Origin of the sequence: Ralstonia pickettii, from assembly GCF_016466415.2 — a bacterium.
GTDB lineage: Bacteria > Pseudomonadota > Gammaproteobacteria > Burkholderiales > Burkholderiaceae > Ralstonia > Ralstonia pickettii.
Genome location: NZ_CP066771.1, coordinates 2607662 through 2629265, shown reverse-complemented (window position 1 = coordinate 2629265; position 21604 = coordinate 2607662). Strand labels below are relative to the sequence as shown.

The window sequence follows — 21604 nt, the reverse complement described above, 5'->3', positions numbered from 1 at the left end:
AGATGCGACGGCCGGCGCGCGCGCTGGCCACCCGATACGAGAGACCCATGACCACGGTGGATACCCAGCCTCAGCAGCCCGCCCGCACGGATGAAGAACTCAAGGCGCAGCAGCGCGCCGCCTTGCGCAAGGCCGCGCTGGAGTATCACGAGTTTCCGACGCCGGGCAAGATTTCCGTCACGCCGACCAAGCCGCTGTCGAACCAGCGCGATTTGGCCCTGGCCTACTCCCCTGGCGTGGCCGCAGCCTGCGAAGAGATCGTCGAAGACGTCGCCAACTCGTTCCGCTACACCGCGCGCGGCAACCTCGTCGGCGTGGTGACCAACGGCACGGCCGTGCTCGGCCTGGGCGACATCGGCCCGGAAGCATCGAAGCCGGTCATGGAAGGCAAGGCGGGCCTGTTCAAGAAATTCGCCGGTATCGATGTGTTTGACATCGAGATCAACGAAAAAGACCCCCAAAAGCTGGTCGATATCATCGCCTCGCTGGAGCCCACTTTCGGCGGGATCAACCTGGAAGACATCAAGGCCCCGGAGTGCTTCTTCGTCGAGCGCGAACTGCGCAAGCGCATGAAGATCCCCGTCTTCCATGACGACCAGCACGGCACGGCCATCGTTGTGGGCGCGGGTATCACCAACGCGCTGAAGGTGGTCGGGAAGGACATCAAGAAAGTGAAGCTGGTGGCCTCGGGCGCGGGCGCTGCTGCGCTCGCTTGCCTCGACCTGCTGGTCGATCTGGGCCTGCCGCGCGAAAACATCTGGGTGACGGACCTGGCCGGCGTGGTCTACGAAGGCCGCACCGAACTGATGGACCCGGACAAGGCCCACTTCGCACAGAAGACCGACTTGCGCACACTGGCTGAAGTCATCGACGGCGCCGACATTTTCCTCGGCCTGTCCGCCGCCGGCGTGCTCAAGCAGGACATGGTCAAGCGCATGGCCGACAAGCCGATCATCTTCGCGCTGGCCAACCCGAACCCCGAAATCCTGCCGGAGCAGGCCAAGGAAGTGCGCCCCGACGTCATCATGGGCACCGGCCGTACGGACTACCCGAACCAGGTCAACAACGTCCTGTGCTTCCCGTTCATCTTCCGCGGCGCGCTGGATGTGGGCGCGACCACCATCACGCGTGAGATGGAAGTTGCCGCCGTGCACGCCGTGGCGGAACTGGCCCGCCAGGAGCAAAGCGACATCGTTGCATCTGCTTACGGCATCCAGGACCTGTCGTTCGGCCCCGAATACCTGATCCCGAAGCCCTTCGACCCGCGCCTGATCGTCAAGATCGCGCCGGCCGTGGCGCAGGCGGCCATGCTCTCGGGCGTGGCACAGCGCCCGATCGAGGACATGGATGCGTACCGCCAGCATCTGCAGCAGTTCGTCTACCACTCCGGCACGCTGATGAAGCCGATCTTCTCGGCCGCCCGCAAGGTGCCGATGGAGAACAAGCGCATCGTCTTTGCCGAAGGCGAGGAAGAGCGCGTCCTGCGCGCCGTGCAGATCGTCGTGGACGAAACGCTCGCCAGCCCGATCCTGATCGGCCGCCCGAGCGTGATTGCCCACCGCATCGAGCGCTTTGGCCTGCGCCTGCGCGAAGGCGTGGACTTCACCGTGGTCAACCCCGAGCATGACGAGCGCTTCCGCGACTACTGGGAGACGTACTACAAGCTGATGGCACGCAAGGGCGTAACGCCGCAGTACGCCAAGCTGGAAATGCGTCGCCGCAACACGCTGATCGGCGCGCTCATGATCCAAAAGGGCGAAGCGGACGGCATGATCTGCGGCACGATCAGCAACACGGCCGCGCATCTGCGCTATATCGACCAGATTCTGGGCGGCACGAACTGCGTGTACGCGGCCATGAACGGGCTGGTTCTGCCCGGTCGCCAGGTGTTCCTGACAGATACGCATGTCAACGTCGACCCGACCGCCGAGCAGCTCGCTGAAATCACGATCATGGCTGCCGAGGAGTTGTGCCGCTTCGGCATCAAACCGAAGGTCGCGCTGATGTCGCATTCGAACTTCGGCTCCTCGGAGGCGCCTTCCGCGGTCAAGATGCGCGAAACGCTGGCGATCCTGCGCGAACGTGCCCCGAACCTCGAAGTGGACGGTGAAATGCATGGCGACGCCGCGCTCGACGAGAAGCTGCGCGCATCGCTAGTGCCCGATTCGACGCTCAAGGGCGAGGCGAACCTGTTGGTCATGCCGAACATCGACGCCGCGAACATCGCTTACAACCTCTTGAAGGCTGCTGCAGGCAACAACATCGCCATCGGCCCGATCCTGCTGGGCGCTAAGAAGCCGGTACACATTCTTACGCCGTCGGCGACGGTGCGACGCATCCTCAACATGACGGCCTTGACCGTCGTGGATGCCGCTGCCCAAGCGCAACGCTGATCACGAAAGCGCCATGAGAGGGAGCGCACGATGCTGCGCTCCCTTTTTTTTATGTCCGAAGTTTGCGTGCGCTTACATTGCGGTAAAGTTAATGGCTGTATGGAAAAACCCTTCAGACTTTCACCGTCGGTTGATTGTTGTCATCGATGAGCGTACCCTTACGGGCTGAAGGGGTGCTTCTGGGCACATGAGGTCCGAACCGGGCCAGACGGGTTCAACAATGCGGTTTTCCGTACACACGTCTACCGGCTCGCCTTATTCGGTGCGCGCAATGGATGGGTTTTTGCAGGCGGAAGGATTCCCCAAGTCTTCGGCAGTCGCCCGACTTGTCATTCCCTGCCAGGCCTCTCAGGCGTTGAGCCGCTTCGCTTTCAGCTGCAAACCGGCTGTCCGGATCGTTACTGGACGGCCACCTGCGCTTGTGACCTGCGCCGGGCTCCGGTCGGCGCGATTCTCCCGTTAGGGCCTGCTGATGACAAAGCGACTTGGAGCGTGGATCGGCCGCTCCGTATCTCAGGCGATGGCACGTGGCGCGCTGGCGGCGACGCTTGCGATGTCAGTGGCAGGCTTGCCGGCCAATGCGATCGCCCGGGACAACTCCGGCATGGCGGCCGCCGTGGGAACCATTCGCGCGGCAGATCTGCCCAATGAGGCGCAGCGCACGCTGGCACTGATCGAGCAGGGCGGCCCGTTCCCCTATGCAAAAGATGGCATCACGTTCGGCAACTATGAACGACGTTTGCCTGCGCAGCGGCGTGGTTATTACCACGAGTACACCGTGAAGACGCGGGGGGCTCGTAACCGCGGCGCCCGGCGCATTATCTGCGGCGGGGGTCAGCAAGCGGCCAACGACTGCTACTACACGGAAGATCACTACAACAGTTTTCAACGGATACAGCGATGACGACCAACATGTTTGGGCTGGACGACTCGCTCACCGCACGCGATGAGCGCGTGGCCCGCGAGGCGTGGCACAAGGCGCAAAATCTGTACGACGGTGTGGTGGGGATGCAAGCCCTGGGCGCACGCGTCGGGGGGGCGGCCAAGTTGCCCCAAAGTGCACCGCAGAACATCATGACGCAGGACAACACCCAGACGGACGACGACGGAGGCCGCGAAGACGCCATGAACCTCTTCAAGACGGTGCGTCCGAATATCGTGCAGTCGATCCGCGCGTTTCGCGTGGCGGATCTGGCCGAGTCGGCGGCCAGCCTTGGCCAGCATTTCCTGTACGCCAACTGCGCGGCCGCGACCACCAAGAGCGAAGTGCTCGACGTGATTGCACGCGAGTTTCTGTTCCCGAAGCATTTCGGCAAGAACTTCGACGCCCTGGCCGACTGCCTGACCGACATGATCTACAAGGCCGGCCCGCAGCCGGGTTTTGTCATCGTGCTCGAGGGCCTGCCGTGCCAGCCGAAGTTCGACAAGGAAGCCCGCGAAGTGCTGCTAGACGTGTTCCGTGACGCGGCCGAATTCTGGGCCGAGCGCAAGGTTCAGTTCCGCGTGTTCTATTCGTTCGCTTGAAGGTGCTCCGGCGCCGATCATCGATCATCGGCATTGGAATGGAAAAGCCCGCACATGCGGGCTTTTTTGTTGCCGTGTAAAAGCCGAGTGGCGTGTCAGCTTGCTCGCTTGTTTCGGCGGATCCGGTCAAACCACACTGCGAGCAGCAGAATGCCGCCGCGGATCAGGTACTGATAGAACGTCGGCACGTTCATCAGGCTCATCGCGTTCTGCACCGAGCCCATGATCAGAACGCCGACCAGCACACCGGACACGGTGGCCACCCCGCCCGTGAGCGAAACCCCGCCCAGCACGCAGGCCGAGATCACCCCCAGCTCAAGCCCGACCGACGTTTTCGGATCACCCAGGCTCATGCGCGAGGCCAGCATCACGCCGGCGAAACCCGTCACGAGGCCCTGCAGGACGAAAACGGCGATCTTGATGCGCGTCACCGGCAGGCCGGCAAGCAGCGCGGCTTCCTCATTGCCGCCAACGGCGAGCACGTTTTTGCCGAACACCGTTTTCTTGAGCAGGAAGCCGAAGAGGGCAAAGCCGACGATATTGCTCCAGATCGGATACGAGATGCCGAGGAATGACCCGCCGCCCAGGTCGAAGAAGCGCTCTTCGGAAATCATTACCGCGTCGCCGTTGGAGGTGATGAAGGCGAGGCCGCGCACGACTTCCATCATGGCGAGCGTGACGATCAACGAGTTGATCTGGTAGCGCGCCACCAGCACGCCGTTGACGAGCCCGACCAGGCCGCCCGCCAATACGCCGGCTCCGACGCCAAGCACCACGCTATGGGTTGCGGTGATGAGGGTCGACGCCACCACGCCGGCGAACGCGACGATGGAGGCGACGGACAAGTCCACTTCGCCGAGTGCGAGCACGAACATCATCGTGACCGAGATGGAGCCGATCAAGGTGACCGAGAGCAGCAGGCCCTGGATGTTGCGGCTGCTGATGAAGCCCGGCACCGTGAACGCCAGCGCGGTGAACAGCAGGACGAACACCACGACGATGCCAGATCGGTTGACCAGTTCCCACGTGAGGGCGGCGCGGCTGGGGATGCCCGGGGCCGCCATTGGGGGGCCGCCCGGCACGGATTCGGTGGATGGCGTTTGCATAGGATCGGTTTCCATGAGGGCGTAATGCGCACGCTAGCGTGGCAGCGCGAGTTTGATGAGGGTGTCGGGCGAGGCGTGCTCTCTGGGCAGGTCGCCGACGATGCGGCCCTGCTTCATGACGAGCACGCGGTCGGCAACGCCGATCACTTCCGCCAGATCGCTCGACACCACGATGACGGTGCGGCCCGCCTCGGCCAGGCCGTAGAGCAGGCTGTAGATTTCGCTGCGGGCGCCGACGTCGATGCCGCGCGTGGGTTCGTCCATCAGGAAGACGTCGATGTCATCCGCCAGCCAGCGCGAGAGGATCACCTTCTGCTGATTGCCGCCCGACAACTTGCCGATGGGTGTTTCACCGTTGCGCGTCTTGATGGCGAGCTTGTCGATGAACGACTGGGTGGTCCGCGCTTCCTGCCGGTTGTTCAGCACACTGAAGCGGCTGAAGTGGCGCCGGCAACTGATGTTCAGGTTGTCCGAGACCAAGGCGATGGCGACGATGCCATCTTGCTTGCGGTCTTCCGGGCAGAGCGCGACACCGGCGCGGACCGCATCGCGCGGCGTGTTGAACTGGACGCGCTTGCCGTTGAGGCGAATCTCGCCTGCGGTGGGTTTGACCGCGCCGTAGAGCAGCTTCATCAGCTCCGAGCGCCCTGCGCCCACCAGCCCGAAGAAGCCGACGATTTCGCCTGCATGCGCCCGGAACGATGCGGGTTCGCTCAAGCCGGGCCCCATCAGGCCGCGCACGTCGACCTTGACGCCGCCGAGCGGGCGCGGCTTGTAGCCGTACACGTCCTGGATCGAGCGCCCGACCATGCAGCGGATCAGACGCTCGCGGTCGAGGTGGGCGCCGGCGTTGAACGTGTCGATGTGCCGGCCGTCGCGGAATACGGTTACGCGGTCGCACAGCTCGTACACCTCTTCCATGCGGTGCGTGACGTAGATGACCGCGCGGCCCTCGGCCTTGAGTGCGCGAATGATGCGGAACAACTGCGTCGTCTCGCGCGAGGAGAGCGAACTCGTGGGTTCGTCGAACGCGATCACGCGCGCGTCGCGCATCAGCGCCTTGCCGATCTCGATCATCTGGCGCTGGCCGATCGACAGATGCTTGACGGGCTGGGCCGGATCGAGCCTTTCGCCCAGCCGTTCGAGTTCACGCAGCGCGCGGGCGATCAGCGTCTTCTCGTCGAGCACACCAAAGCGGTTGGGCAGCGCGCCGAGCATCAGGTTTTCTGCCACCGTCAGTTCCGGCACGAGGTGCAGTTCCTGATAGATGATCGCGATGCCCGCCGCAATGGCCGCGCGCGTGTTTGTGAACTGCTGCGGCACGCCGTCCAGCGACAGCGTGCCGGCCTCCGGCTGGTTGACGCCCGACAACACCTTGAGCAGCGTCGACTTGCCTGCGCCGTTCTCGCCCATCAGGCCGTGAACCTCGCCGCGGCGGATGTCGAGCGATACATGGTCGAGCGCCAGCACGCCAGGAAAGCGCACGGTGATGCCGTCGAGCTTCAGATAGGCGGTAGGGGAAGCGTCGGGCGGACCGCTCGCATCAAGTGATTGGACTGTCATCGATTGATCTTTGCGGATCGGCGTGGGGCGCGTGGGGCGCGGGACGGGCCCGCGCCGCGCGTAGCATCAAATGCCCAGTTCCTTGCGGACCTCTTGCCAGTTGCTGCGCACCATCAGCTTGCCGGTGGTTTGCGTATCGGCCGGCGGTTGCTTGCCCGTCTTGATCCACTCGACGAGGTTTGCAGCGCTCTCCTTGCCGTGGTTGGTGGAGCTGACGGCAATCGTGCCGAAGAAGCCGGTCTGCTCCTTCTTCTGGAATTCGGCAAACGCCTCGCCGGCACCGTTGATGCCGACGCCGATCACATCGGCTGCCGGAATGTGCAACTGCTCGGTGGCGCGCACGCCGCCCAGCACGCTTTCTTCATTGAGCGCGAAGATCACCCATTTCTTGATTCCAGCATGCTGTGCCAGCACCGGCGACGCGGCATTGAAGCCTCCTGCGTCGTCGGTGGTCTTTTGCGGCGCGTCGAAGATGTTTTCTTTCTTGAAGCCGCCGGCCAGCAGTGTCTGCGTCGCGCCGTCGGTACGCAGCTTGGCGGTCGGCAACTCATAGTTGGTGATGCGCAGCGCGCCCACTTCCTCGGGCTTCCAGCCGCGGCGCTTCATCTCGTCGGAAATCGCCTGGCCGACTTGGTTGCCGATCTTGAAGGCCGACATGCCCAGGTGCGGCACGTTGGCCAGCGGCTTGCCGGACGAGTCGACGAGCTGATCGTCGACCGTGACGAACTTCATGTTGTAGTGCTTGGCGCGTGCCGAGATGGCCGGGCCCAGGCGCACGTCCGGCGCGCAGATCACGAAGCCCTTGGCACCTTGCGCGCCCAGGTTGTCGATGGCGGACAGCACTTTTTCGCCATCGGGCGTGCCGATGTTCACCACAGAAAAGCCGTTCTTCTGACCAAGCTCGGTGGCGGCTTTCTGCTCGTTGATGAACCAGGCCTGCTCGGGCATCTTGACCAGGAAGCCGATCTTGAGCGGCTCGTCGGCGTGGGCGGGCAGGCTGGCGGCCAGCGGCGCCAGGCACAGGGTGGCTGCCAGGGCGGACAGGGTCAGCCGGCGAAGTTTGCGTTGCATGGTTGTCTCCTCGTTGGAATGGCTCTTATGGCACTACGTGAGTCGGGCGTGCCTCATGGCACGAAGGGGTCAATCAGATGGCGCCGGCCGAGCAGCATGGCGTCGGCCACGTGCTGCAGCGGGCGGACATCGACATCGCTTCCGCCGCTTGCGATCAGCTCGAGAAAGCGCGCGTAGAGACTCGGGTATTCGCGTTCGGGGCCGACGTCGATCTCCGCGCCGTCGATGGCCAATTGCTTGCCGCCTTGGGCGAGCCGCAGCGTGCCGTCGCGCGTGGTCACGTCGATTTGCCAGAGCTCGCCTGCGTCATGGCGCCAGTCGAATTCAGCGTGGATCGGCGTGCCGGCCGCATCGGTGAATGCCAGGTGGGCGGCAATCGGCGTCTGCTGATTGGCGGGCACCCACAGGTCGGCCCCCGTCAGAAAGAACGCATGCGGCAGGACGCGCGTCAGGATCGACAGCGCGTTGATGCCGGGGTCGAACACGCCCAGGCCGCCCGGTTCCCAGATCCATGCCTGGTTGGGGTGCCAGCGGCGCACATCTTCTTTCCATTGCACGTTGACGGAGACGATGGCTCGGCGTGCAAGCCACTCGCGGGCGGCTTCGACACCGGGCGCGTGGCGCGAATGCCAGGACGCGAACAACGTGCAGCGGTGCTGCCGCGCCAGTTCGGCAAGGAGCACCACTTCCGACACGCTTGCGCCGGGAGGCTTCTCGAGCATCACGTGCTTGCCTGCCGCGAGGGCCGCGCGGGCCTGTGCAAACCGCACCTGTGGCGGCGTGCACAGCGAGACCGCCTGCAGCGCGGGTTCGTCTGCGAGCATGGCGTTGAGCGTCGTGTAGTGCGGCAGGCCGTCGACGCGTGAATGCGGGCTGGCGCAAGCCGCAAGCGTGAAGCCCGGCTGCGCGGCAAGCGCCGGCAGATGCTGGTCGCGCGCGATCTTGCCGACGCCGACAATGCCGATCGCAACGGGGGAACGGTCACCGTGCATGGCTATCGCCCCCAGCGCAAGACCAGCGGGTCGAGCCGCCGGGCAATTTCGACGAGGCCCCGGCGCGTGTCCGGATGCATCGGCGGCAACGGATGGCGCGGCGCCTCGCAGGCGATCACGCCGCCTTCCTTCATCAACGCCTTGGCGGCCAGGATGCCGGCCTGTCGGTTCTCGTGATTGATGAGTGGCAGCCAACGTTGATACAGATCGAACGCGAGATCGTGCTGCCCTTTGGCGTGCGCCTCGATGATCGGCCGGATGCCGTCGGGATACGCGCCGCCGGTCATGCTGCCCGTGGCGCCGGCATCGAGATCCGCCAGTAGCGTGATGGCTTCTTCGCCGTCCCACGGGCCTTCGATGGCGTCGCCCCCAAGGCGGATCAGCTCCCGCAGCTTGGCCGCCGCACCCGGCGTTTCGATCTTGAAGTAGGCCACCTGCTCGATCTCGCGGGCCATGCGCGCGAGAAACGCCGCAGACAGCACCGTGCCGCTGGCCGGAGCATCCTGGATCATGATCGGAATGCCCGCGGCGTCCGACACGCGCGCAAAGAATTCGTAGATCTGCGATTCGGGCACGCGGAAGGTGGCACCGTGGTAGGGCGGCATCACCATCAGCATGGCGGCGCCCATGTCCTGCGCGCGGCGGCTGCGTTGCGTGCAGACCTGCGTGCTGTAGTGCGACGTGGTGACGATCACCGGTACGCGGCCCGCCACGTGTTCCAGCGCGGTGCGGGTGAGCACTTCGCGTTCGTCGTCCGACAGCGAGAATTGCTCCGAGAAATTGGCCAGGATGCACAGGCCATCGGAGCCTGCATCGATCATGAAATCGATCGCACGCTTCTGGCTGGCAAGGTCGAGTTCGCCAGTTTCCGTGAACGTGGTGGGCACCACCGGGAAGATGCCGCGATAGCGCGGTGCGTGCGCGGCGGGTTGATCAATCGGCAAAGCCAGTCTCCTACGCGTGTGTCGATTCAGTGCGAATGGCGCGGCACGGCGGCGCCACGGCAGCCGACCAGGAAATCGAGGTCGCAGCCCTCGTCGGCCTGCAATACGTGGTTGACGTACAGGCGCTGGTAGCCACCGCCTTCACCATGGGAGCGCGGCGCCTGATAGGCGGCCATGCGGCGCGCAAGTTCGGCGTCGTCGATGTCCAGGTGCAGCGTGCCGGCTTCGCAGTCGAGTTCGATCCAGTCGCCGTCCTGCACCGCGGCCAGCGGGCCGCCGGCCGCCGCTTCGGGCGCGACGTGCAGCACGACTGTTCCGTAGGCCGTGCCGCTCATGCGCGCGTCGGATATGCGCACCATATCCTTCACGCCCTGGCGCAGCAGCTTGGGCGGCAGGCCCATGTTGCCGACCTCGGCCATGCCCGGGTAGCCCTTCGGTCCGCAGTTCTTCATCACCAGCACGGAGCTGGCATCCACGTCCAGCGCTTCATCGACGATGCGTTCCTTGTAGTGTTCGAGGTTTTCGAACACCACCGCTCGGCCGCGATGACGCAGCAATTCCGGACTGGCGGCCGATGGCTTGAGCACCGCACCGCGCGGCGCGAGGTTGCCGCGCAGCACGCGAATGCCGCCGTCGTCGATCAGCGGTTTGTCGAGCGGGCGGATGACTTCGTCGTCGGTGATAGGCGCGCCTTTGACGTTCTCCCACAGCGTCTTGCCGTTGACCGTCAACGCATCGGGGTGCGGCAGCAGGTTTGCTTCACCGAGTCGGCGCAGCACGGCGGGCAGGCCGCCGGCGTAATAAAACTCCTCCATCAGGAAGCGTCCCGAGGGCATCAGGTCGACGATGGTTGGTGTGTCCCGGCCGATGCGTGACCAGTCTTCCAGCTCCAGCGGCACGCCGATGCGACCCGCAATCGCCTTGAGGTGGATCACCGCGTTGGTCGAGCCGCCAATCGCCGCATTGACGCGGATGGCGTTCTCGAATGCAGCCCGCGTGAGGATCTTGGACAGCGTCAGCCCCTGCAGCGCCATCTCGACGATGCGGATGCCTGACATGTGCGCAAGCACGTAGCGCCGCGCATCCACCGCGGGAATGGCTGCGTTGTGCGGAAGCGAGGTTCCGAGCGCTTCGGCCATGCATGCCATGGTGGACGCCGTGCCCATCGTGTTGCACGTGCCGGCCGAGCGCGACATCCCCGCTTCGGCGGACAGGAAGTGATGCAGGTCGATCTCGCCCGCCTTGAGCGATTCGTGCAGCTGCCACACCGCCGTGCCGGAGCCGATGTTCTTGCCGTCGAGCTTGCCGTTGAGCATCGGCCCGCCCGTCACGACGATCGCCGGCACGTCGCAGCTGGCCGCGCCCATCAGCAGGGCGGGCGTGGTCTTGTCGCAGCCGGTGAGCAGCACCACCGCGTCTATCGGGTTGCCGCGAATGGCCTCTTCCACATCCATGGCTGCGAGGTTGCGCGTGAGCATGGCGGTGGGGCGCAGGTTCGATTCGCCGTTGGAGAACACCGGAAACTCCACCGGAAAGCCGCCCGCCTCGTAGATGCCACGCTTGACGTGTTCGGCTAGCTTGCGGAAATGCGCGTTGCACGGCGTCAGTTCCGACCAGGTATTGCAGATGCCGATGATCGGGCGGCCGTCGAATTCGTGGTCGGGGATGCCCTGGTTCTTCATCCAGCTTCGGTACATGAAGCCGTTCTTATCGGCGGTGCCGAACCATTGGGCCGAGCGAAGCGTGGGTTTCGATTCCGACATGGGTGCGTGTGTCACGGACGTGGTTGTCGATGCGCGCGCGTCAACCGGCAGCGCGGCACTTGCAGGGCGCGCGGCACGTCCGTTGTCTCCGGTGTGGTTGTGGTTTTTTGATCGGACCGAGTGTACGGAGCGCCCTGATATCCTTCCAATGAAATATTGGCCGTGACCGATATCCGCTTTGATATCTCGAGGAAGACCCGATGTCGAACAGCCCCTGGTATGTCCGTGCGCGCCTGAAGACGCGACAACTGCTGTTGCTGATCGCTCTGGCCGAGGAGGGCAACATCCATCGGGCGGCCGCTGCGCTCAACATGACGCAGCCCGCCGCTTCCAAGCTGCTGCGCGAGCTGGAAGCCATGCTGGATGTGCAGCTGTTCGAGCGCATGCCGCGCGGCATGCGGCCCACGCGCTATGGCGACGCGCTGATCCGCCATGCGCGCGCAGTCGTCGGCAGCCTGGACCAGGCGCAGGAGGAAGTGCTCGGGCTCAAGGCCGGCCACCTGGGGCACGTGGCGGTGGGCACCATCACCTCGCCGGGTGTGCGACTGCTGCCGCCGGTGGTGGCGCAGATCACGCGCGAGCATCCGGGGCTGCGGGTGTCGCTTGAAATCGAAAGCAGCAACGTGCTGCTCGAACGCCTGGCGCAGGACAAGCTCGACTTAGTGGTCGGCAGGCTGTTTGCCGAGCACGACAAACTGCACCTGCGCTACGAGCCATTGGCCGACGAGCCGGTGGTTGCGGTGGCGCGGCCGGGGCATCCGCTGCTGTCAGAACCGTCGCTGACGCTGGCCGATGTGCAGACAGCCACCTGGGTGGTGCCGCCTATCGGCAGTGTGCTGCGTCACCGGTTCGATCTGATGTTTCAACGGGAGAGCCTGACAGCGCCGTCCAGCGTGGTGGAAACTTCTGCGCTGCTCTTCCTGACGCGCATCCTGGAGCAGAGCGACATGCTGGCCGTGATCGGCACCGATGTCGCGCAGTACTACGCGTCGTACCGCATGCTGGCGATCCTCCCGCTGCCGATGCCATGCCAGATGGACGATTTCGGCATCATCACGCGCACGGATCGGTTGTTGTCTCCGGCGGCGCTGCATGTAGTGCAGGCGCTGCGCGACGCAGGCCGGACGGCCTACAGCACGGGGTGACTCCCGCCGCGAAAAAAAGCCCGCAATTTGCGGGCTTTCCTCTGTGCGGCACTGACGTTCAGGCCGCTGGCACTGCGCCCTGCGGCGTAAGGTGGTTGACCGCCTCGGGCAGGCCTTCAGCCAGCTGGTTGGCGAGATCGCCCTCGTTGATGCCGAAGTTGGCGGCCAGTTTTGACACCTCCTCGAGCGCGCCCGTGCCGCTCAGTGCCTGGGTGATCTGCTCACCCGACACCGGCAGGTTCTGGCCGTTGCCGATCCACGATTTGACCTGTTCGCCCAGACCGGCTTGCTCCAGGATCTGCTGCAGCGGCCCGAGGCCTCCGATGGCCGCCTGATCCGCACTGCCGTTGCCGCCGCCCAGCAGACCGCCGAGCAGGCCGCCAAGGCCACCGGCTCCGCCAGCGCCGCCGAGCAGGCTGCCCAGTGCGCCGGCACCGCCTGCCGCACCCAGCAGGCCACCGAGCGAACCGAACAGGCCGCCGCCCTGATCTTCCTGCCCCTGCGGCGCGGCGGCATCGCCCGCGCCTTGCGACTTGTGCTTCATGGCCAGATAGGCCAGCACGCCCACGGCCAGCAGCACCTTCTTGTTGCCCAGCAAGGACGATTGTGCGCCGCTGGCGTCATTGCCGCCGCCGAGAATCGAATCGAGTAGACCCATGATGAAGCTCCTTTGGTCAATGGCGGGTATGGAGGGAAGGGCCCGCCGGTGGGATCAAACGGCCAGTAACGGTCAGTGTTTCGTCGTCAGAACTTAGAACTCGCCGAGCACGGCGTGCAGCGCGGAGACGGCCACAAGCGCCGCCGATTCCGTTCTCAGAATACGTCGCCCGAGTGTCAGTGGTAAGAAACCCGCAGATTCGGCAAGCGCTTCTTCGTCGGGCGAAAGACCGCCTTCGGGGCCGATCAGCAGGACGATGCCGCTGCCTTCGATGCGCGTGCGCGACTGCACCGCCCACTGCGTAAGCGATTGCGTGCCACGCGGCGACAGCAACACGCGCGGCGCGTCGGTGGATCGGGCGGCGGCAAGCCATTCGCGCAGCGTGCTCACCGGTGCAACCGCCGGCACGCGGGCGCGGCCGCATTGCTCGCAGGCGGCTTGCACCAGTGCCTGCCAGTGCTGCACGCGCTTGGCGGCACGCTCGCCGGAGAGGCGCACCACGGCGCGTTCAGTCTGCAGCGGCGCGACGGCATTGACGCCCAGTTCGACGGCCTTCTCGATCAGCCAATCCATCTTGTCGCCACCGGCAATGCCTTGTGCCAACGTGATGGCGTAGCGCGCCTCGGTGTCGGGCTGCGTGGCGTCGGCAAGGCTGGCAGTGGCATCGCGCTTGTTGATGGCATCGAGCCGCGCGCGGAATTCGTGGCCCGAGCCATCGAACAGGCAGACGTCATCGCCAACGGCCAAGCGCAGCACGTGGATGTGGCGCGTGACAGCCTCGGGCAGTGTGACAGTGGTGTTGGGAGCGAGCGGCGTGTCGACGAAAAAACGGGGAAGCCCCATTACAGCAATCCTTGTGGTGAATCGGGTAAGGCGATCAGGCGATGGCGCGATCAGGCCGCTGCGGGCCGGCAGGCGAGGCCCCAGCGATAGCCGTCGGGATCGCGCACGGCGGCATAGCGCTCGCCCCAGAAGGCATCGTGCGGCGCCATGATCGACGTGGCGCCCTGGTCGAGCGCGTGCTGGTACGCGGTGTCGACGTCGTCGCAATACAGGTGGAAGCTCTGCGGGCATTCGAAGCCCGCGCCGGCCGGGGCTTTCGCGGTGGAGCCGAAGACGCCTTCGGGCGCAAACATCAGCGTGAGTTGGCCCTGGTAGGTCATCTCGACGTGGATGGGGCGGCCATGGTCGTGCACCTCATCCTGCACGCCAAAGCCGAACGCGTTGCGATAGAAGGCGATGGCGGCCGATGCGTCACGCACGGTCAGGTACGGGACGAGCCACGGCGTGTTGGCGGGGCGGGGAAAGCTCATGGCGGGCTCCTTCTTGGGCGCAAGGCAACCAGGGACGGGTAGTGTAGAGCGCCGGCCGCACCACAATCAAAAAGAAATCAAAACACCTCGCCTGCCGCCGACTGGTTGCGCGGCCGCCCGCCGCTACGTGCCACTTCATCGACGAGCCATTGGCGGAACGGTGCAAAGCCTGCGTGCTCGGCCGCTTGGTGCGGGTGGATCAGGTAGTACGACAGGCGCAGCGAGGCTTCAGTCGCCAGCGGCCGCATCAGGCGTCCGGCGGCGATGTCGTATTCGACGAGGATGCCCTGGCCGAGCGCCACGCCCTGGCCGTCAATGGCGGCCTGCAGGGCCATCAGCGCCTCGGAAAACGCTGGACCGCGCGTGGCGTCGATGTGCGCGACGCCGACTTCATCCAGCCATTGCCGCCACGTCGGGTGGTGCGCGAGGTGCCGTCCGCCGCGCTCGTGTAGCAGCGTCTGTGCGGCGAGGTCCTGCGGCATCCGAATCGCGGCCTGCAGCGTGGCGTTGCATACCGGAAAGAAATCGGTGGAGGTGAACCACTCGACGCGCAGGTTCGGCGCGTTGACTTGGCGGTCGTCGATGCACAGATCGAACTGGCCGTGGTCCTGCACATCGGCGGTCGATACCTCCACGCGCACGTGGGGGTGCTGGTTGAAGAAGCGATACAGGCGCGGCACCAGCCACTTGGCGCCAAAGGTTGGCGGCACGGCCACGCGCAGGGGCGCATCGGCGGTGTCCATCAACAGATCGGTGGCTTGTTCGAGCGCACGCAGGGCGTCCCGCACGCGGGGCAGGTAGTTGTCGCCGGCGTCCGTGAGCGTGAGCTGGTTGTTGCGGCGTGCGAAGAGCTTCTTGCCCAGATGATCTTCGAGCTGCTTGATCTGGTGGCTGACGGCGGCGTTCGTTACGCAAAGCTCGTCTGCGGCCCGGCTGAAGCTCAGGTGACGGCCCGCGACTTCAAAGACGCGCAATGCATTAAGGGGAGGGAGGCGCCGCGGCATGCGTTCTCGTTAAGAAAAATTTAACGTCCAACGAAGAATTTGTAGTTTGCCACGTTAAGGCGGCCCCGACTACAAATGCGCCTGGGGACGGTGACGATGCCTGGTGTGTGCCTCCAGCGATCTCAAACCACGCGGCGCACCGGACCCCGCCTACAAAAACATTTCAGGAGACGTCATGAATCGAACCACCGCTGTTCGCGGGATGTCGGCGTGCGCGCTTGGGCTCACCTTCGCGCTCGCTGGCTGGACCGCTCCCGCCCTCGCACAAACCAGCGTCACGCTGTACGGCCGCGTCGCCAGCGGCATCGACTACCAGAACAACGTCGCCCCCACCGCGACCGCGCCGGGCGGCAGCCTCTGGCGCGCCGCCGACAACCAGTGGGGGACCAGCATGTTCGGGTTCATGGGCAAGGAGGATCTCGGCGGTGGCTTGCAGGCAGTGTTCCGGCTTGAATCCGGCTTCGGCGCAGCCCAGGGCAAAACCAACGGCGATGCGCTCTTCAACCGCCGTTCGTACGTCGGCCTGTCCAGCCCGACCTGGGGCACGTTGACGGCCGGCAAGAACCTCTTCATCAGCAACGACGTCTGGTTCCTCGACCCGACCGGCCAGCAGTTCATCGGCTCGGCCACGCTCGTGCGCGGGCGCAACTGGCCGGGTGCCAACAACATCGTCGAATACCAGAGCCCGACCTGGGGCGGCTTCCAGATCGGTCTGCAGACCGGGCTGGGCGAGCAGCCGGGCTCCTTCACGAACAGCCGGCGCGATGGCGTATCCGCCGTCTACTCCGCCGGTCCGCTGGAAGTGCGCGCGATTTACGACGTGATCCGCGACGGCAACGGCAAGTTCAGCGACATCTTCAACTTCTCGAAGGAAGCGACCTTCGGCGGTACGTACACGATCGGCAAGGCGAAGCTGTTTGCGGTGTATGAAAACCTGTCGGCCCCCGACGCGGCAGCGGGCGCCCCGACCAAGGCCAACCATTATTGGCTAGGCATCAATTACGAAGTCACGCCTGCGTTGACGCTCATCGGCGCGGCCTATCGCGTGAACGTGAACCACGGCGGCGGCAACGCCAACCTGTTCATGGCCGGCGCGAACTACAACCTGTCCAAGCGCATGATGCTGTACGCGAGCGTGGGCACCGTGCAGAACAGCGCCACCGCCAACTTCTCGGTGGAAGCGACCAACAACAACCCGGCCCCGGGCAAGAACCAGCTGGGTGCCTATACGGGTATCGTTCACTCGTTCTAAAAAACCGCTCATGATCGTGGTACGCACCCCCAGCCTGACCCCGCGACGCTGCTGTTTCTGGACGACGTCCTCATGAGCGGCGGCAGTGATCAAGTCAACCTGGGGCCGCCCGCTGCGGCTCATGGATGGTTTTAACCCGGGCCGTGTCCCAAGTCACACCAAGCAATGCCACGCATGAACATCCTCACCATCGATACCGGTACCACCAACACACGCGTCACGGTCTGGCGCGATGACGTTGCGCTGTGCCAGGCTGCGCGCCAGGTTGGCGTGCGCGATACCGCCATCACGGGCAACCGGACGACGCTGCAGCGCGGCGTGCAGGACACCATTGACGCTGCGCTGCAGAAGGCCGGGTTCGGCATGAGCCAGGTCGACCTGGTACTGGCGTCCGGCATGATCACCTCCAACGTCGGCCTGCATGAGGTCCCGCACCTGATGGCGCCGGCCGGCCTGCGCGACTTGGCGGCAGGGATGGTGCAGGCGAGCATCCCCGAGGTGTGCGCCCAGCCGATCTGGTTTGTGCCGGGCGTGCGCAATCCGGTGGACAACCTCGGCCTGCACAACATCGAGTCGATGGACATGATGCGCGGCGAAGAGGTCGAGACCATGGGTTTGGTCTCGCGCCTTGGCATCACGGAGCCGGCGGTGATCGTGCTGCCCGGGTCGCACTCGAAGTTCGTGCATCTGGACGCCGACCAGCGCATCACCGGCTGTGTGACCACGCTGGCCGGCGAGCTGCTCCACGTGATCACGCACAACACCATCCTGGCCGACGCGCTCGACTCGGACTTTGCCACCGAGGTCGATCCGGAAATGTTGCTGTCCGGCGCGCGCAGCGCCAGCAGCATCGGGCTGGGGCGCGCCTGCTTCATGGTGCGCACGCTGGGCCAGTTCACGATCTACGAGCGCAATGCGCGGGCCAACTTCCTGCTGGGCGCGGTGCTGGGCGCGGATCTGCTCACGCTCAAGAACAGCAGCGCGATCCGCATGAATCCGGGCACGCAGTTCGTCATCACGGGCAAGCCGCTGCTGCGCGAAGCGCTGGCCGTGCTGGTGTCGGACGACGATTTCTTCTCGGGCAAGGTCACCGTCACCAGCAGTGAACAGCAGGAGCACCTGGCCGGCAGCGGCGCGATCGCAATCGCACGCGAGCGCGGCCTGGTCAAAACCTTGAAGGTGGCGTGAGCCCGGCGCACACGTCATCCCTCTTTCATCCAACGCAGAACAGATGCCGCAATGACGGCATCGCAAGGAGACAAACATGCAACAACAACGACGCGGAACATTCAAGGCCATTGCGGCCGCCACGCTCTTCGCCATGACCGGCGGCCTTACAGTGTTTGCCCATGCAGCCGATGACGTGAAGATTGGTTTCCTGGTCAAGCAGCCCGAAGAGCCGTGGTTCCAGGACGAATGGAAGTTCGCAGACCAGGCCGCCAAGGAGAAGGGCTTCAAGCTGGTGAAGATCGGCGTGCCCAGCGGCGGCGAAGTGCTGACGGCCATCGACAACCTGGGCGCGCAGCACGCGCAGGGTTTCGTGATCTGCGTGCCCGACGTGAAGCTCGGACCTGCAGTCGTGGCCAAGGCCAAGCAGAACAACCTCAAGCTGATGACGGTGGATGACCGTTTGGTGGATGGCGGCGGCAAGCCCATCGAAGCCGTGCCGCACATGGGCATCTCGGCCACGAAGATCGGCGAGCAGGTGGGCGATGCCATCGCGCAAGAGATGAAGAAGCGCGGCTGGAACCTGTCGGAGGTCGGCGCCATCCGCATCGCCTATGACCAGCTACCGACTGCCAAGGAGCGCACCGACGGTGCAGTCGCCGCGCTCAGCAAGGCGGGCTTCCCGGCCGCTAACGTGCTGACCAGCCCGCAGGCCAAGACGGATACCGAAGCCGCCTTCAACGCCGCCAACATCACCCTGACCAAGAACCCGAAGTTCAAGCACTGGATTGCCTTCGGCCTGAATGACGAAGCCGTGCTGGGTGCCGTGCGCGCAGCGGAAGGCCACGGCGTGAAGCCGGCGGACATCATCGGGGTAGGTATCGGCGGGAGCCAGTCGGCGCTCAACGAGTTCGCCAAGCCCGAGAAGACCGGCTTCTTCGGCACCGTGCTGATCAGCCCGAAGCGCCACGGCTATGAAACCTCGCTCAACATGTACGAGTGGATCAAGAACAACAAGGCGCCGGACCCCCTCATCCTGACCAGCGGCCGCCTGATGACGCGTGACAACGAAAAGGCCGTCCGCCAAGAGATGGGTCTGTGATCTTGCGGATGACGTTGTTGAAGGAGACTTGCCATGTCGGCGTTTCTTGAGTTTCGTGGCATCAGCAAGGTGTTTCCGGGTGTGCGGGCGCTGTCCGATGTGTCGTTCGGCATCGAATGCGGTCGCGTGCACGGGTTGCTGGGCGAGAACGGCGCGGGCAAGTCGACGCTGTTGAAGATTCTGGGCGGCGACTACCAGCCCGATGGCGGGCAGATCGTCGTGGAGGGAAAGCCGACGGCGTTCCCAACCACGCGGGCGGCGCTGGATGCCGGCATTGCCGTCATCCACCAGGAGCTGCAGACGGTGCCCGAGCTGACGGTGATGGACAACCTGCTGCTGGGCCACCTGCCGGCCAGCGGCGGGTTCATCCGTCAGCGCGAGGCGATGGCCTGGACGCGCGAGCAGCTTGGCCGCATCGGCGTCGACCTGGACCCGCGCGCCAAGCTGAAGCACCTGTCGATCGGCCAGCGCCAGATGGTCGAGATCTGCAAGGCGATCCTGCGCGATGCGCGTGTGATTGCCCTGGACGAGCCGACGAGTTCGCTGTCGATCCGCGAGACCGACATCCTGTTCCGCCTCGTGAAAGACCTGCGCGCGCAGGGCCGTGCACTGATCTACATCTCGCACCGGCTCGATGAGATTTTCGAGCTGTGCGATGGCTGCACGATCTTCCGCGACGGCCGCAAGGTGGCGGATTTCCCGTCGATGGCCAACGTCACGCGCGACGAACTGGTCGCGCAGATGGTCGGCCGCCAGATCGACGACATCTTCGATTACCGCGCACGGCCGCTGGGCGACGTGCGCCTGCAGGTGGATGGCCTGATGGGCCCGAAGCTGGCCGAGCCGGCAAGCCTGTCCGTACGCCGTGGCGAGATCGTCGGCCTGTTCGGGCTGGTGGGCGCGGGGCGTTCGGAACTCGCGGGATTGATTTACGGCGCTGATCGCAAGACGGCGGGCAGTCTTACGCTTGACGGCGCGCCAATCCGCATCCGCGACGTTGCCGATGCCATCCGGCAGGGCATCGTGCTGTGCCCGGAAGACCGCAAGGAAGAAGGCATCATCGGCTGCCGCTCGGTGTCGGAAAACATCAACATCAGCTGCCGGCGCAACCAGCGTCGCTTCGGACTGTTCGTCAACGACCGGCAGGAAGCGAAGACGGCCGATCACTACATCACGCGCCTGCGCATCAAGACACCCAACCGCGAGCAGCCGATCCGCCTGCTGTCGGGCGGCAACCAGCAAAAGGCCATCCTGGCGCGCTGGCTGGCGGAAGACGATATGCGCGTGCTCATCATCGACGAGCCGACGCGCGGTATCGACGTCGGCGCCAAGAACGAGATCTACCAGGTGCTGTATGAGCTGGCCGAACGCGGCGTGGCCGTGCTGATGATTTCCAGCGAGCTGCCGGAAATCCTTGGTGTGGCCGACCGCGTGCTCGTGATGAGCGAAGGCCGCATCGCCGGCGAATTGCCGCGCGAACAGGCCAATGAGCAGGCCGTGCTCAAGCTCGCACTGCGACCTGAATCTGCGCCGCTGCCATCTGCACCGCAGGCGCCGCTGGCTGCCTGAGAACCCCGGAGTTCAAGATGTCCCAGTCCCAACCCCTGCAACATTCCGATGCCGTCGCCGCATCGGCACCTACTAGCAAATCTGCGGCCATGAACAAGACGCGCCTGCTTCGCCTGCTGGACGATTTCAGCCTGCCGCTGATCTTCGCCATTCTCTTTGCCGCGCTGTCGTTCTCGGTCGAGTATTTCTTCTCGTGGCAGAACATGGTCGGCCTGGCGCTGTCGGTCTCGCAGATCGGCATGGTCGCCTGCACGATGATGTTCTGTCTGGCGTCGCGTGATTTCGATCTGTCCATCGGCTCCACGGTGGCGTTTGCCGGCGTGCTCTGCGCGATGATCATCAACGCGACCGGCAGCATTGCACTCGGCATTGGCGCCAGCCTGGTGGCAGGCGCGATCATCGGCGGCATCAATGGTTTCGTGATCGCCAAGCTGAAGATCAATGCGCTGATCACCACGTTGGCCACGATGGAGATCGTGCGCGGCCTCGCCTTCATTGCCTCGCATGGGCAGGCGGTCGGCGTGTCCGACATGGATTTCTTCGACCTGGGCAACACCATCGTCTTTGGCGTGCCGACGCCGGTATGGGTTGCGGGGCTGTGCTTCGTGGTGTTTGGCGTGCTGCTCAACAAGACGATCTACGGCCGCAATACGCTGGCGATTGGCGGCAACCCGGAGGCGGCGCGGCTGGCCGGCGTGAACGTCAACATGACGCGCATCGTCATCTTCCTGATCCAGGGCGTGATTGCCGCGCTGGCCGGCGTGATTCTGGCGGCGCGAATCACCAGCGGCCAGCCGAATGCGGCGCAAGGCTTTGAGCTGAACGTGATCTCGGCCTGCGTGCTGGGCGGCGTGTCGCTGCTGGGCGGCCGCGCGACCATCAGCGGGGTGCTGGTCGGCGTGCTGATCATGGGCACCGTGCAGAACGCGATGAACCTGCTGAACATCGACGCGTTCTATCAGTACCTCGTGCGCGGCGCGATTCTGCTGGCGGCTGTGCTGGTCGACCAGTTGAAGAACCGCGGCGGCCGCGAGTGAG

The 21604-nt window shown here is 64.9% G+C and carries 19 protein-coding genes; 9 read left to right on the top strand and 10 right to left on the bottom strand.

Annotated features, from left to right (window positions below):
* The first annotated feature begins 47 nt into the window (after positions 1 to 47).
* From RP6297_RS12420 to RP6297_RS12410, 3 genes are all read left to right on the top strand, one after another.
* Complete coding sequence (locus RP6297_RS12420) at positions 48 to 2393, top strand: NADP-dependent malic enzyme (protein WP_009241536.1); 2346 nt, start codon at positions 48 to 50, stop codon at positions 2391 to 2393.
* A gap of 472 nt (positions 2394 to 2865) precedes the next feature.
* Positions 2866 to 3297, top strand: coding sequence for a ribonuclease (locus RP6297_RS12415; RefSeq protein ID WP_009241535.1), 432 nt, complete (start codon positions 2866 to 2868; stop codon positions 3295 to 3297).
* Complete coding sequence (locus RP6297_RS12410; RefSeq protein WP_009241534.1) at positions 3294 to 3917, top strand: barstar family protein; 624 nt, start codon at positions 3294 to 3296, stop codon at positions 3915 to 3917. The genes RP6297_RS12415 and RP6297_RS12410 overlap by 4 nt, the downstream gene beginning before the upstream one ends.
* Before the next feature lie 95 nt (positions 3918 to 4012).
* Here the strand turns inward: RP6297_RS12410 and araH (RP6297_RS12405) are convergent, their stop codons facing one another.
* The 6 genes from araH (RP6297_RS12405) to RP6297_RS12380 form a co-directional block, all read right to left on the bottom strand.
* Entirely contained in the window at positions 4013 to 5023 is a 1011-nt protein-coding gene (araH, locus tag RP6297_RS12405) for an L-arabinose ABC transporter permease AraH (RefSeq protein WP_009241533.1), read from the bottom strand.
* A 33-nt stretch (positions 5024 to 5056) separates the two neighbouring features.
* On the bottom strand, positions 5057 to 6586 hold the full coding sequence (gene araG / locus RP6297_RS12400) for an L-arabinose ABC transporter ATP-binding protein AraG (RefSeq protein WP_009241532.1): 1530 nt from the start codon (positions 6584 to 6586) through the stop codon (positions 5057 to 5059).
* 66 nt (positions 6587 to 6652) lie between these two features.
* Positions 6653 to 7657: an arabinose ABC transporter substrate-binding protein gene (locus RP6297_RS12395; RefSeq protein WP_009241531.1), complete on the bottom strand. Its 1005-nt coding sequence runs from the start codon at positions 7655 to 7657 to the stop codon at positions 6653 to 6655.
* Between the two features lie 53 nt (positions 7658 to 7710).
* Complete coding sequence (locus tag RP6297_RS12390) at positions 7711 to 8649, bottom strand: Gfo/Idh/MocA family protein (RefSeq protein WP_009241530.1); 939 nt, start codon at positions 8647 to 8649, stop codon at positions 7711 to 7713.
* A 2-nt stretch (positions 8650 to 8651) separates the two neighbouring features.
* Complete coding sequence (locus RP6297_RS12385) at positions 8652 to 9593, bottom strand: dihydrodipicolinate synthase family protein (protein WP_009241529.1); 942 nt, start codon at positions 9591 to 9593, stop codon at positions 8652 to 8654.
* A 26-nt stretch (positions 9594 to 9619) separates the two neighbouring features.
* On the bottom strand, positions 9620 to 11356 hold the full coding sequence (locus RP6297_RS12380) for an IlvD/Edd family dehydratase (protein ID WP_009241528.1): 1737 nt from the start codon (positions 11354 to 11356) through the stop codon (positions 9620 to 9622).
* 200 nt (positions 11357 to 11556) lie between these two features.
* Between RP6297_RS12380 and RP6297_RS12375 the strand changes: the two genes are divergently transcribed.
* Positions 11557 to 12501, top strand: coding sequence for a LysR family transcriptional regulator (locus tag RP6297_RS12375; RefSeq protein ID WP_009241527.1), 945 nt, complete (start codon positions 11557 to 11559; stop codon positions 12499 to 12501).
* A gap of 58 nt (positions 12502 to 12559) precedes the next feature.
* Here RP6297_RS12375 and RP6297_RS12370 read toward each other — a convergent pair whose 3' ends face one another.
* The 4 genes from RP6297_RS12370 to gcvA form a co-directional block, all read right to left on the bottom strand.
* Entirely contained in the window at positions 12560 to 13159 is a 600-nt protein-coding gene (locus RP6297_RS12370) for a YidB family protein (RefSeq protein ID WP_009241526.1), read from the bottom strand.
* A gap of 93 nt (positions 13160 to 13252) precedes the next feature.
* Complete coding sequence (locus RP6297_RS12365) at positions 13253 to 14002, bottom strand: 16S rRNA (uracil(1498)-N(3))-methyltransferase (protein WP_009241525.1); 750 nt, start codon at positions 14000 to 14002, stop codon at positions 13253 to 13255.
* A 50-nt stretch (positions 14003 to 14052) separates the two neighbouring features.
* A complete protein-coding gene (locus RP6297_RS12360) occupies positions 14053 to 14472 on the bottom strand; it encodes a VOC family protein (protein ID WP_009241524.1) in 420 nt (139 codons plus the stop codon).
* A 77-nt stretch (positions 14473 to 14549) separates the two neighbouring features.
* Positions 14550 to 15476 carry a transcriptional regulator GcvA gene (gcvA, locus tag RP6297_RS12355; RefSeq protein WP_009241523.1) on the bottom strand — a complete coding sequence of 309 codons (927 nt, stop codon included), beginning with the start codon at positions 15474 to 15476 and terminating at the stop codon, positions 14550 to 14552.
* Positions 15477 to 15651: 175 nt separating this feature from the next.
* Between gcvA and RP6297_RS12350 the strand changes: the two genes are divergently transcribed.
* The 5 genes from RP6297_RS12350 (at position 15652) to araH (RP6297_RS12330) (ending at position 21603) form a co-directional block, all read left to right on the top strand.
* Positions 15652 to 16728 carry a porin gene (locus RP6297_RS12350; protein WP_009241522.1) on the top strand — a complete coding sequence of 359 codons (1077 nt, stop codon included), beginning with the start codon at positions 15652 to 15654 and terminating at the stop codon, positions 16726 to 16728.
* A 174-nt stretch (positions 16729 to 16902) separates the two neighbouring features.
* Positions 16903 to 17916: a 2-dehydro-3-deoxygalactonokinase gene (locus RP6297_RS12345; RefSeq protein ID WP_009241521.1), complete on the top strand. Its 1014-nt coding sequence runs from the start codon at positions 16903 to 16905 to the stop codon at positions 17914 to 17916.
* A 76-nt stretch (positions 17917 to 17992) separates the two neighbouring features.
* Positions 17993 to 18997 carry an arabinose ABC transporter substrate-binding protein gene (locus RP6297_RS12340; protein ID WP_009241520.1) on the top strand — a complete coding sequence of 335 codons (1005 nt, stop codon included), beginning with the start codon at positions 17993 to 17995 and terminating at the stop codon, positions 18995 to 18997.
* Positions 18998 to 19030: 33 nt separating this feature from the next.
* Positions 19031 to 20566 carry an L-arabinose ABC transporter ATP-binding protein AraG gene (gene araG / locus RP6297_RS12335; protein ID WP_009241519.1) on the top strand — a complete coding sequence of 512 codons (1536 nt, stop codon included), beginning with the start codon at positions 19031 to 19033 and terminating at the stop codon, positions 20564 to 20566.
* A gap of 17 nt (positions 20567 to 20583) precedes the next feature.
* On the top strand, positions 20584 to 21603 hold the full coding sequence (gene araH, locus RP6297_RS12330) for an L-arabinose ABC transporter permease AraH (protein WP_009241518.1): 1020 nt from the start codon (positions 20584 to 20586) through the stop codon (positions 21601 to 21603).
* The last annotated feature ends 1 nt before the right edge of the window (position 21604 follow it).